This is a genomic window from Sporocytophaga myxococcoides, from assembly GCF_000775915.1.
Taxonomy (GTDB): Bacteria; Bacteroidota; Bacteroidia; order Cytophagales; family Cytophagaceae; genus Sporocytophaga; species Sporocytophaga myxococcoides_A.
The window spans coordinates 526,729-539,509 of the sequence record NZ_BBLT01000003.1; the positions used below are offsets into that span (position 1 = coordinate 526,729).

General features: G+C 35.7%; 9 protein-coding genes. 6 read left to right on the plus strand and 3 right to left on the minus strand.

What is annotated here, in order from left to right:
• The first annotated feature begins 54 nt into the window (after positions 1-54).
• The 5 genes from MYP_RS10050 (at position 55) to MYP_RS10070 (ending at position 6,411) form a co-directional block, all read left to right on the plus strand.
• Entirely contained in the window at positions 55-1,452 is a 1,398-nt protein-coding gene (locus MYP_RS10050) for an MATE family efflux transporter (protein ID WP_197060051.1), read from the plus strand.
• A 707-nt stretch (positions 1,453-2,159) separates the two neighbouring features.
• Positions 2,160-2,825 carry a LuxR C-terminal-related transcriptional regulator gene (locus MYP_RS10055; RefSeq protein WP_045462339.1) on the plus strand — a complete coding sequence of 222 codons (666 nt, stop codon included), beginning with the start codon at positions 2,160-2,162 and terminating at the stop codon, positions 2,823-2,825.
• Between the two features lie 307 nt (positions 2,826-3,132).
• Positions 3,133-3,378 carry an acyl carrier protein gene (locus MYP_RS10060; RefSeq protein WP_045462342.1) on the plus strand — a complete coding sequence of 82 codons (246 nt, stop codon included), beginning with the start codon at positions 3,133-3,135 and terminating at the stop codon, positions 3,376-3,378.
• Positions 3,379-3,607: 229 nt separating this feature from the next.
• On the plus strand, positions 3,608-4,990 hold the full coding sequence (locus tag MYP_RS10065; RefSeq protein WP_045462345.1) for an AMP-binding protein: 1,383 nt from the start codon (positions 3,608-3,610) through the stop codon (positions 4,988-4,990).
• Between the two features lie 281 nt (positions 4,991-5,271).
• A complete protein-coding gene (locus MYP_RS10070; protein ID WP_197060052.1) occupies positions 5,272-6,411 on the plus strand; it encodes a hypothetical protein in 1,140 nt (379 codons plus the stop codon).
• Between the two features lie 399 nt (positions 6,412-6,810).
• Here the strand turns inward: MYP_RS10070 and MYP_RS10075 are convergent, their stop codons facing one another.
• The 3 genes from MYP_RS10075 to MYP_RS10085 form a co-directional block, all read right to left on the minus strand.
• Entirely contained in the window at positions 6,811-8,046 is a 1,236-nt protein-coding gene (locus MYP_RS10075; RefSeq protein ID WP_045462348.1) for a DUF4374 domain-containing protein, read from the minus strand.
• Positions 8,047-8,067: 21 nt separating this feature from the next.
• Positions 8,068-10,437 (minus strand): TonB-dependent receptor, encoded by a 2,370-nt coding sequence (locus MYP_RS10080; protein WP_156140474.1) that lies wholly within the window; start codon positions 10,435-10,437, stop codon positions 8,068-8,070.
• A 518-nt stretch (positions 10,438-10,955) separates the two neighbouring features.
• Positions 10,956-11,669, minus strand: coding sequence for a hypothetical protein (locus MYP_RS10085; protein WP_045462351.1), 714 nt, complete (start codon positions 11,667-11,669; stop codon positions 10,956-10,958).
• 416 nt (positions 11,670-12,085) lie between these two features.
• Here MYP_RS10085 and MYP_RS10090 point away from each other — a divergent pair, with 416 nt between their 5' ends.
• Positions 12,086-12,424, plus strand: coding sequence for a hypothetical protein (locus MYP_RS10090; protein WP_156140476.1), 339 nt, complete (start codon positions 12,086-12,088; stop codon positions 12,422-12,424).
• Positions 12,425-12,781: the final 357 nt, after the last annotated feature.

Below are 12,781 nucleotides of genomic sequence, written 5' to 3' on the forward strand. Positions count from 1 at the left end.
TTTGGTTTTCATAACATTCTAACAAAAGCTTCATTCTTATTCAACTCAATAACTGTGTTACTAAAACTGAGATCGTACGCCAATTTATTTAAAATTGCTCTTCTGGGAAATGAAAAGAACTTTACCACAGGAAGTGTAAACAGGGCGACTTTCCTCCTTGCTCTGCCGTCTATGCTGGAACTGGTCATGGAGTCGCTTTTTGTAATGGTAAATCTGTTGTTCGTTAGTAGTATAGGTAATCAGGCGATCACGCTTGCAGGAATCACTAATTCTGTTATACTTATCCTTTACTCTATACCGACAGGGCTGAGCATAGCGGCAACAGCTATAATTTCCAGACGTATCGGTGAGAAAAAACCGGAAGAAGCAGGCTTGGTGGCGATTCAGGTAATCGCTTTGACCATATTAATCTCTGGCATGTTTTCCTTATTGATAATCGGGTTTGAAAAACCTATCCTTACAATTGCCGGTGCTAATACTGCTATGTTTCAGGCAGGAGGTAGTTATACTACCTTAATGTTCTGTTCACTCATCTTCATGTTCATACGTACACTCATGAATGGAATCTTTCGGGGGACGGGAAACGCTGCCATGTCTATGCGATCGCTGACTATTTCAAATCTCCTGAATGTAATCTTTTGTGGATTGTTTGTATTTGGTTTGGGTGCAATACCGGCATTGGGACTTACCGGTATAGGATTGGCTGCTCTGATAGCCAATGTACTAAGTGTTGGATATCAGTTTTGGTATTTTGCTTTTCGGGAAAAACGGATTTCAATAGGAAGGCAACAGTTAAAACTTTCTATTACAATTATGTCTAAACTGGTCACTTTGGCATTTGCGGGAATTGTGCAGTATTTGGTGCCTTCGCTAAGTCGATTTCTTATGGTTGTAATTGTAGCCAGATTGGGTGAAAGTGTCCTCGCAGGCTATATCATTGCTAATCGAGTGATCATGTTTACTGTATTACCTGCCTGGGGTATTGCCAATGCAGCCGGAATATTAACAGGACAGAATTTGGGAGCGGGTCAGCCGGACCGGGCAGAAGAGTCCGTATGGAAAGCTGGATTGTTTAATTTTTTGTTTCTGGGTTTTACAGGTTTTGTAGTTTTATTCTTTTGCAAACTAATTGTAGGCTGGTTTACCAATGACGCAGTGATAGCTGGTTATTCTGTTCAATACCTTCAATTTATGGTTATAGCCTACTTTTTCTTTGGTTATACCATGGTAATCGCCAAATCATTGAATGCTTCGGGGAAGGTAAATACAGTTACATTGTTATATATAATCATGTTCCTAATTATCCAATTGCCGTTGGCATACCTCTTGGCTATTGTTCTGAACTGGGGTGCAACAGGAATCTTCGTCGGAATTGCTTTTTCAGAAATTGTACTGACTATAGGTTGTATCTTTGTATTCAAGACAGGAAAGTGGAAGCTAAGTAAACTGTGAATAGTGTATGTAATCTAAATGACTACATACTAACTAATTTAACAATCTGAAATTTGTATAATTATTTTCTTATGAAGTCAAAAGGATTAAAATCAAGGACAACCATTCTCATTTTTGAATCAGAGGAAGCTACAATTTATAAATGATCATTTTTTAGTTTTTGATTTTTATTACAAATATTTTTTTCTTTTTATGTTGGATCAGCTGTCCTCCAGCTAATACAGTTAACTCTAAGAACCAAAGTAATACTTCCTTTCCATTAATCAATTGAGATCAGCTCATTGTAATACACTCAATCTTTAATTTGTGAAATGCCAGTAACATAACTAAACAAACTAAACACTAAAATGGAAATGGTTGGATTTGCTATAGGACTAGTTCAAAGTTAATGACTAAATGGGAAGCAGAGTTCTCAGGCTTTTTATTGCTATTCGTCCAACAAGAGAAAAGGAGATAGTGATTGTAAGAATATGCTTATAACCTGTGGAGGGTATTTTTAAATACTAGGATGAAGTTATTTGGAATTATTCTAAACAGGGTATAATTTCACCGATATTATTCTGCTATTCAACCTGGTTTTTCAATGGGATTGCTAGAGAAGATATTAAAAATGAGTTTTACCAGGAGTAGAAATTAAATGTTGTTCAGACTTTCTTTCTGATATAGTCAGCAAAATACCTTTGGTAACTGTCTAACTCACTACACCTATGGAAATGGTAATTAAAGATAAGACGAAAATTATAATAGCTGATTCGCAACCGGTTTTTAGAGAAGGAATCAAAAAGATTCTTGAAGGGGATGGTGAGTCAAGATTTCTTATAGAGGAAGTCGGTAACACACATGAATTCAATTATACAGCAGTAGAATTTTGTCCGGACATTTTGATCATAGATTATAATTCTCAGTTTTTTGAATTGAATGAAATTAAGAGAATACTCAATATGTTGCATAATTGCAGAGTTATTGTGCTTGCAGCACATGACAAAAAGGGTGATATAATAAAATTGCTTGATCTGAATGTCTATTGTTATCTTATGAAAGATTGTGGAAAAAGAGATATTTTAAAAGCTGTAACTTCTGCAATTCAGGGAGAAAAGTTTTTTTGCCCTCTTATTGTAGATATCATCCTTGCGGACAGGCATAGGATGGAGAGTAATATTGATTTAACAACAACATCCCTAACAATAAGAGAGAGGGAGATAATCAAACAGATTAGTATTGGGAAGACTAATAAAGAGATTGGGGATACATTAAATATTAGCCCTCATACGGTACATACCCATAGAAAGAATATAATGAAAAAGCTGCAATTACATTCCGCAGTTGAATTATGTAATTATGCAATTCAATCCGGCATAATTGCACAGGCATAATCTATCAATTGATAAGAAACGTATTCTGAGTAAAGAATATATTCAAAGTATTTTATGCCTCATATTTCTATATAGCTTCAAATCCACAATAGGTATTAGATCTAATTTGCCTCTATATAATCTATATCTACCTTATATTTATAGCGCTATACTACCATAGTAAAGGTATTGTTTTTACCCTTAATATATACCCTTCTTTTACCACCTCATGGTGATTGTCTGCTGATATTGCCCAGACTAATTTTGTATCAATTAAAGAGTAAACAATAAAATTAAATAATCTAAATCAAGCAAAGAATTTATAGATATGAGTACGGAAGAAAAACTAAAGGCTGCATTCTCAAGAGCACTTGCGATTCCTGGAAGAATTGTCACGGAAGACCTCTCTTATCAGAGCATACCTGAATGGGATTCTCTCGGTCATCTGACTTTGATAGAAGAAATAGAATGTACGTTTGATATCAATATCAATACGAATGATGTTCTTGCTCTTACGAGTTATGCTGATGCAAAAAAGATGCTGGCCCAATATAATATAGATTTAAAGAACTAAATATTATTAACTATTTAAGTCCCCGATGACCTTCAAAGATCTCACCCTAAATTTCTCTCCTTCAGGAGAGAGATTTAGATATGTATGTTATTAGTTCTGTCGCTATTAATTCAACATTTTTCTCATTGACTGTTCCCATTTCCTTCAGGAGATGGGTTAGGGATGAGGTTAATAAATGTGAAACGGGAACTAAATATTTATTCCTAATTTTTACTATCAGATAAATATTATGGGGAATCAGAATTTATATAAGGTTATACTTGAAAATAAGAACCTCAGGTATATAGACGGAGCAACTGGTAAGTTATACAAGGCAGATGATTTTCATGATTCATTGAATCTTAATGGAGTTAAAAGCCTTGCCTTTCTCTATCTGGACAATACAATCCAATCAGTGGAAGTGTTGCTTAATTTTCTTCGTTCAGATCATGTAATTGTATTGTTAAGCCCCGGAATTGCTGAGTATCTTAAGATACAACTGGAAAACAGATATTCTCCCGTGTATATCTATGACATGTCCAGGAACGTTATCTCCGGTTATAAGGTAGCTGAGTATGGGGAAAGAATTAATCTTCATATTGGTATAAATCCGGTGAATTATGAGATACATCATAATCTGAAATATCTTTTGAGTACATCAGGTTCCACAGGATCTCCAAAATTTGTAAAGCTTTCTGAAAAGAACCTTCTTTCAAATGCATTGTCAATTGTTGATTACCTTCCTATACTGGAGGATGATGTAGTTCCTTTAAATTTGCCATTGTTCTATTCCTATGGTTTATCCGTATTTACGAGCAACTCTATTGCTGGAGGTTGTATCCTATGCATCGAGAAGGATATACTGCAAAAAGATTTCTGGTATGACTTTGACTACTATAGTTGTTCATCTTTAGCAGGAGTCCCCATTAACTATGAGATCTTAAACAGAATAGGATTCTGTTCCAGGAATTACCCTTCATTGCGCTATCTTACGCAGGCTGGGGGTAAGTTAAGTGATGGGCTGATACGAAATTTTGGACAGTATGCAGAACATTATGGGGTAAAGTTTTATGTTATGTACGGACAAACTGAAGCTGCGGCCCGCATTGCCTATTTACACCCTGATGATATACTAAGAAAGACAGGATCAATAGGAAATGCTATAAAAGGAGGTTCCTTGAGTCTGGATCCTGATACAAATGAAGTATTGTATGAGGGGCCAAATGTTTTTGGAGGGTATGCTTCTTGTCCTGAAGATTTGAAGACATTTGATACTAACAAATTATTGAGAACCGGAGATATTGGCCGGTGTGATGACGAAGGATATTTTTATATCACAGGCCGGTTGAAACGATTCATAAAGCTTTCAGGACATCGAATTAATCTTGACGAAATTGAAGGCTTCCTGAAAAGAGAGCTTGGAAATATATCAGTAGCTTGTCATGGAGTTGGAGATAAATTCCTGTATATAGTTCATAGTGAACCTCACGTATCAGAAGAGTGTATTACCCAGCTTCTGTCTCACAGACTGCATTTACATCCCCGAACAATCCGAGTGAGCTATGTAGACGCAATACCTTTGACTGCAAATGGAAAAAATGATTACAGAGCAATAGAATCAATCTTAGTTTAAAAAGCTTGGATTAATTATTTAGTTCTCGTATCAAAGCCAATTAACCTCGTCCCTAGCCCTTCTCCTGAAGGAGAAGGGAATAGTCGACGAGAAAATGTTGAATTAATAGCGACAGAACTAATAATATACACATTAAATTCTCTCTCCTTCAGGAGAGGGATTTAGGGTGAGGTCTTTATGGTTTTATTTAATGTGTTTACATACATTAATGAACCTATATAACTATTCCTTTAATTAAAATTTACAATAATTTATTCTCCAATTTTATTTAATCATTAGCTATGAATATTATACATAAGGAACCTCCTGTTTTCGAGGTAGAAAATAGCCAGTCGACCTTACCCAATAAAGCCTTCGCTCCTTTAAAGCCTGAAATGATTGAGGTAACAGAAGAGGAGAGAAAAGCAATTAATCAGGTAGGCGAAATTCTTTGCAAAGCTTATAAGACTTATGAAGATCCAGAGTATATAAGCAATCTTCATATTTATGCTTATCAGTTTCTTCCTGAAAGGATTATCAGGATATTAAGCAGGTTTGGTACGGATTTCTCAGCAAGACAGTATGGGGCAATTGTTTTTAAAGGTTTGGTTCATGTTGACCAACAAGCTCTGGGGCGCACTCCTGCAAGATGGCAGGAAGCAGATTTTAGTAAACTCAATATTTATGGATTTATTTCTTCTCTGCTTCATGGGGCTGTTCCTTCCAAACCAGTTCAGTATTATTCTCAACGAAAAGGAGGAGGGTTGATGCATCCGATTATCCCGGATGAAAACATGAATTTTACTCAGACAGGGTCAGGCTCAAGAGCAGATCTATATGTACATACTGAAGATGCATTTCTGTTCAATCCAGCTGATTTTTTGAGTTTTATGTATCTTAGAAATGAAGAGTTGGTTCCGTCTACACTTTATTCTATTCGCTCTCATGGAGAAGCAAGTGATGTCTTGAAACCATTATTCCGTTCTATTTATCGTTGTCCTCAGGATGCTAATTATCATTTGGAAGTAAGTAATAAGGTTGAAGTAAAAACTCCTGTATTGTATGGTAATGAAAAATTCCCGTTTATTCGTTTTGATGCAGCGGAACAGATTTTTAATCCTGATGCAAATCAAACACAGGAAGCAATGGATTACCTTATGAAATACTGGGAAGAAGCAAAGACGTTAATCTACAACGAATTTATTCCTAAGTCAGGTGATCTCATTTTTGTAAACAATCATTTGTGTGCCCATGGAAGAAATGCATTTGAAGCAGGAGTAAAGATTGTTAATGGTGAAAAAATTAAATGTGAGAGAAGGCAGATGATGCGCATGATGAGTAAGGCTAGTCTGATAAATATCCGTCATGTTACCCATACAGATGATCCTTACCTGGTAATGGAAAAGCATCTTGGAGAAATGTTTGATGAATCAGGAAATTAAGAATTACTAACCCAAATCATTATAAAAAAAGAGACTGCCTTTAAGGTAATCTCTTTTTTTTATAATTAGTGAATTCATTGGAACCATTGGCAGGACTGGATCTTGTTCACTTCTTTATTCATTTCGCCTTCAGTTCATAGGTCAACTTAATAGAAAGTTATGTAGAATCTTTGTTTTTTGACATCAGTTGGAAAGAGGGATCTGTGGTTCTTTATACCTCAGATCCTGCGAGTGGCTCCGGAGGATAGAGCAAATACATCTTTTTATTAAAGAGAAGGATTTAGGATGAGTTCTTTTTTAGACTTTCAGAAATAAAGAATCTCCCTCCTGGAAATATACAAAAGGGAGATCTGAAATATGGATGTGTACCTGAGATGTTCTCTAAAAGGGTTTATCGGATTACTTTAAGTTAGCAACATGCATTACATCCTGGCCAATAATCTTTGCGCCACGGATTCCAGTATATGTATTAGGATCAACTTCATACATATACAAGCCCTCAGCGCTTTTTATCTTGATTTGAAGTTTGCCTTCATTGTCGATCATGAAGTGGTTGGGATACATACCTGTTACTCCTCCATAATGCACCGGGACGCCGTTTACATAATTAAGAGTCTTATCTGCAATGTCAATAATAGCTAGTTTCACATCTGCTCTTGCCCATCTGTCAGCTATTGTATGATGAGTTGTAAAAATACTTGCCAGCATTTTGTTATTTCCAAGATAGTAGGCACTGTTTATTTTATAACCACCGCTCAAATCTTCAATATTGACAAAATAGTCTTTGTCAAACTCTGTTTGTCCAGCTTTGATACGAAGAATTCCGGATGGTTTTGTTTCTTGAGAAGCCCCTGTAGAAAAAGAGCATGGAGATACAGTATAGATGTCATTATTTTCAGTGGTGAAGACATGCCCAGCTGCGCAGTATGAACCAATAAAACCAGTTCTGCTGTCTACGATTCTTTTTTCATATTTTAAGTCAGGCCACGAGTATATAGCTACATAAGCGGTATCAGTATATGTAGAATTAAATTTGCCATCCGAAATATGGAAGAAGGGTAAATATAGTTTGTTCCCTCTCAAAGCCATACCTGAAAATACAGCCTGTTCACCTGAATGATTTGTAGGTGTATAAAGATTTACTTTCCCTTGCATGATCACGGAACCTGTTTCCGCATTTACACGAAAGATTGTACCGTAATTCTGATCCTGTACTTTAAAAGGAATATTTATAGCTAAGAATTCTACTTCACTGATTGGATGAAAAAGATGCAAACGATCTATAGTAAATTTTTTGTGTTGTACAAGTTGCTTGTTTTCATTCATCTTGTAGATCGTTCCGATGTTTACATCAGTATAGGTAATAGTAGTAAGGTATTTGCCGGTCTGCTGATAATGATGGTAGTTTGTTTGTTCTATACCTTTTCCGACAATGGATATTTCTCCACTTTTTACATTATCAACATTTGTAAGATACTCTGTCGATACAGTTGAACTTCCTTCAGAACGAACAGATAATACATAGGCTCCTGTTGATGCCACATCAGGGAGGTCATCTTTTTTCTCTCTGCAAGAAGTTAAAAATATAGCAGCATAGGTCAGACCTATACCCCAGAGTAATAATTGTTTTTTCATGGTAAAAATTTATTTAATGGTTTATGGTTTACTAATGAAATAGCGAAGTTTGACATAAAATGCCCTGCCAGGTTTTTGAAGTTTGAAATTATCGTACAATTGTGCATCAAAAATATTGTTACAATCCGCACTGATATTATAGCGTCCGTTTTTCAGAGAGTAAGAAATATATGCTGCATGGGAAGTCTGTCTTGGAATTCTAAGTTTAGTATCTCTTCTTCCATATATTTCCCATTTCAGGAAATATTCTTCAACAAAAGCAAAACGATAGCCCAGGGATAGCTGATCGTGTGAACAGATAATTTTTCTGTTCTGAACTGATATATCTGCGTTACCAAAAAGATTTGGGATGTTAGGTACTTTCGTAAGATAAGATTCCAATTGATTGCCATGCCCATCATATTGAACAAGACTTAAGGTATTTTGCCAGGTACCATTTAAAGAAAGACGTAAAAAGTTTTTGTATTCATAAAGAATGTCGGCATCAAATCCTGTTACCTCTATAGCAGCTTCATTGATAACTTCAGTAGTTATAGTTATCACTTGGGTTCGGATAAAGTCCTTGGCACGTCTGTACAAGAATCCTCCTTCCAGTATAATTTTATGGGAAAGCTTGGTATTTAAACGGTAGCTTAATCCTAAGTTGAAATTTTTACTTTTCTCTGTTTTTATGTGCGGATTTCCTTCCAGATTTACTCCATCTCCGAAATATTCCCATCCTTCAGGTAATCGAAAGGAGTTTTCGTAGGACGCGTAGGCTTTCAGTCCTCGAGATATTGTCCATTGTGAAGCTAGTCCCCATCCTGTATGCTGACGGTTTAGCTCTTTTATTTTCCAGGAATCGGCAACGAATTTGTCAGATATATAATAGGAAGCACCGTTTTGGAGATATTGCTTGGCAAAGACAGAAAAAGTTAATTTCTCTTCCCAGTCAAAACGATAGCCCAAACCTAGTATGGATTTGCTCACAACTTGAGGATGCCGATACCTCATGTTGGTCGGATCTATTTCATCATGGCCTTTGCGATCAAAGCGATTAAAGGTATAGTTAGCAACCAGTGAATGATGTTCGGAAATCAGATAACTCAGGTTTGCAGTAGCCAGCATCAGATTATTGCTATAGCGATACATAGTTAATGTGTTTTCTCCTCTGTTTGCCTTGTACCCTATGGTGCCATTCCACGAATATGTCCGGGCAGTTGCTGTATCAATGGTTTGGTCATGACCGAAGTTGTAAGAAGCGTAGGTGCTTAAACTCAATCCTTTTACAATAAGGTTTTTCTTTTGATATTTGAATGTAGGCATCAAGGTAGAACTCAGTTGTCTGCGTTCTCCATAGACCCTTTCCATAGTTGCTCCAGTTTGTATTTCTTTATCACTGCCGGATGCTATGAATCCAAATAATAATTGATCTACATATTTTTTATCAAGCAGACCAACTTCAAAAATCGCTGATTTGGAATCATAGGTATCATGAAATCTTCTGACTCGAATTTTATTTCCTGTAATAGTGTATCCATTTACGACTTCATCTACATCAACCCAATAATTGTTGTCTGAGTAATTCTGAAAGAGGTTTGCGCGGACAGTGAGGCCTGTTGCAGAGTCTGTAATAGCAAAGTTTACAGAGGTTCGATGTGTATTAAATGAACCGTATGAATACGATACATCAAGGAAATTTCTGGATTTTTTATCGGTGACTATATTTATTGCGCCTCCCAATGCGTCAGAACCTAGCCAGACAGGTACTACACCTTTATAGATTTCTATTCTGTCGGCTAGATTGATTGGGATATTGTTTAATGTAAGTGAAGATCCGAAGTTCTCCATTGGGATTTCATCCAGAAAGAAGCGCACCTGATTGCTAGTAAACCCATTAAGAGAGAAACTAAATCCTGAACCAAGCCCTCCGTCTTCTCTTATTCTAACGCCGGTAGTAGTTCCCAGCACCTGATTAAGATCACTTGTTCTGTTGGAGAAATTCTTTGTTTGTATAACATTGACATTAAAGCCGCTCTCTTTAATCTTCCTGGCTTCACTTTTGCCGGTTACGACCACTTCATCCAGTGAATGCGGCTCGGGGCTAAGGGTAAAATTAATATTAAGAGCTGCGGTATCTTTCACTGTTATTGTTATTGAGTAAGGCATAAAACCAATAGCTCGCGCCTGAATGCTAAAGGTCCCAAATGGTACTCTTTCAATGGTGAATGTTCCGTTTGGGTCTGACATTGATCCTAACTGCAATGGATCTGTTACAATAGTTGCATAAGGTATTGGCTCTCCCGTCACAGTGAGAACCCTTCCGGTTACTTTACAATTATCACCTTGTCCAAAACATGCTCCGGACAGGAAAAAGTAAATATTTAAAAAAGCTAGAAAATAAGATTTCATTTTTACTCCTATAATTTTTGTATGACCCAAATTTGGCCTCAAAATACCAGTCCTTAAGGCCTCTGATTGAACCGTAAGCTCAGTGAATATCAATCATTGTTAAAGGTTGTTTTTCAGGTTGTTCTTTCAATAATATGCAGACAGAAATTTCTTGCTTAGTAGCGAAAATTTCTAATTTTTATTTAGACTTATTATAAATAGCACGTAAACTTATAAAAATTAATTGATTAGGCAAAAAAAATTTTTCACCACAGTTTACCTTTATGCTGACTCTCAAATTTGGGTCTGCTGTTTTATTAAGATGTTGGTTTGCAGTCTTTTAATTGTGAATACTTTGGTTTTACCCTTTGTTTGGGGGAGTTCCGGGAAGATTTTAGATATACCATAAAAAAATATAATGACCGATTAGTATTATCAGACCATTAATCCTTTTATTCATTTTAATAGAAAAGCTATAAGATCTAATCATTCAAAATGAAAGCAAAGTGACTGAAATTGACTTTGTATATGTGCTTAGGTCAATCTTCAAGTAATGAAAGATAAATCTGATCTGTTTCGAATTCAATTTCACTGGACCTCATATTGCTGTAATGTATTCCATGTATGGGGTTTAATTTTATTGACTGTTGATTTAACAGCCGGGTTTTTTTTAGCCAATGGTTTATTCGGGTTCCGAATAAATACATTGCAGCAGTGGGTATTGACAGTATTCTTTTCCGAAAATTGCTTTGTCTTGAATATGTATAGAAGTTGTTTTGAGAAAGATTTATTAAAGCATCAGTGGGTGCATAGTAATGAGTATATTTATCAAGGAATAACTTGATTGTAGGCGTGATCTTTAAATCTAATTCAGCTATACCTGTTTCATCTTCAGGTATGTTTGCAATTTTGTTTAAGTAAAAGCTGGAGGGTAATCTGGTTCCCTGAATCATCAGATATTCTTCTTTTAAAAGATAATCTATAAATTCAGAGATCAGCAAGAATCTTTGTGGCAATTCGTAGAAATCTTTATAAACATCTTCAGGCTTACCTGTTATTTCAATTTTACTGAAATTCCATACGCCTTCATCAGATATGGTAGGTATACTTTTTCCTTCAATGACATATAGTTGAGAAGATGAATTCAGTTGATTCTCTAAAAAAAGCTCAGGGGAGATCATTGTTTGTCCTTTCTTACTAAGACTTATAATCTTTTTTATGATGCTCTTTTCTAATTTGCTAAATGTCCTCATATCTTTATGTATGACGATTTACTAATAAAACGTATTGCAAATTAGTCTGTTATGTTAACTTACTGTTAAGTCAATATTATCAAATATGAATGATTATTTTCAGGATTATGTAAAGCAGGTTCATTCAAAAGTTTAAGATGTTTGATCCATTAATTTATTACTGCTTTTGGGTAAGATCACTTGTTCTAATTTACAATCAAGAGTCATTTAAGTTTAACATCTTTATCTGGTCGCAATTTCTTAAAACGATTAAACATCCTTATTACAGCTCAGGAAGAAGGATATAGAGGTGTGTATTTTTTATTTTACATTTTTTTTGAAAAATGTTACTTCTGATTTTGGGCTTGGGTATTCTGCTTAACAAGGATTAAAAAATAATAATGCAGAAATAAGAATATTCTTGTAACCCATACTTTATGAGAAAACTTTTATTCTTCATTGCTTTAACTTTAAGTTCTCTACATTCAATAATGGCTCAAAGGCTGGTCATCAAAGTCGACCTGAATATGAGTGGCCGCGATGATGCTGAAACCAATGACTCGAACTACCTGGCCTGGGTTGCTGATAATGCTGTCAGTATAACAAAGATAATTAACGGAGTTACTTTTACCTTCAGGAAGGCAGGATCTAAGGGTTCTGCATTGCGTGCTGACAGGTATAAAGCAGGAGTACAGGCGCCAAATTATGCCCGACTAATATGTGATGGTATGGTTGTAGAAGTTGGAAATGCGGAGCAGAGATTGAGCTTACTATAAGTGGTCTTCCTAAAGGGCACTTCATTATTGCTTTACCATAACTCATTTGCTGATCCTGCATCAAATACCTTTGCTCGCATTGATGTTTATGTTAATGGGACATTGGCAATTAACAACCTGGCTCCATCAAACAGGTCAAGTTTATAATAAAACTGGCAAGGGCTATAGAACCCGCAAAAAATGAAGGCATCAAAATTAAAAGCTCGGAGAAGCTGATTTTTGAAGACTAAATATCCAGAAGTTATAATTTATTTTTCTTATTTAGTTGAAATTCAACCTTTATTATTGATGAATAACTGCCTAAAATTGACTTAATAAGCCCTGCTGCAATTGCTCATTTGATTTATTTCTTGTCCT

Coding starts and splice junctions, on each gene's coding strand:
- MYP_RS10065 (WP_045462345.1), top strand. CDS start 3,608: ATGGGGAATCAGAATTTATATAAGGTTATACTTGAAAATAAGAACCTC.
- MYP_RS10055 (WP_045462339.1), top strand. CDS start 2,160: ATGGAAATGGTAATTAAAGATAAGACGAAAATTATAATAGCTGATTCG.
- MYP_RS10060 (WP_045462342.1), top strand. CDS start 3,133: ATGAGTACGGAAGAAAAACTAAAGGCTGCATTCTCAAGAGCACTTGCG.
- MYP_RS10085 (WP_045462351.1), bottom strand. CDS start 11,669: ATGAGGACATTTAGCAAATTAGAAAAGAGCATCATAAAAAAGATTATA.
- MYP_RS10080 (WP_156140474.1), bottom strand. CDS start 10,437: ATGAAATCTTATTTTCTAGCTTTTTTAAATATTTACTTTTTCCTGTCC.
- MYP_RS10070 (WP_197060052.1), top strand. CDS start 5,272: ATGAATATTATACATAAGGAACCTCCTGTTTTCGAGGTAGAAAATAGC.
- MYP_RS10090 (WP_156140476.1), top strand. CDS start 12,086: ATGAGAAAACTTTTATTCTTCATTGCTTTAACTTTAAGTTCTCTACAT.
- MYP_RS10075 (WP_045462348.1), bottom strand. CDS start 8,046: ATGAAAAAACAATTATTACTCTGGGGTATAGGTCTGACCTATGCTGCT.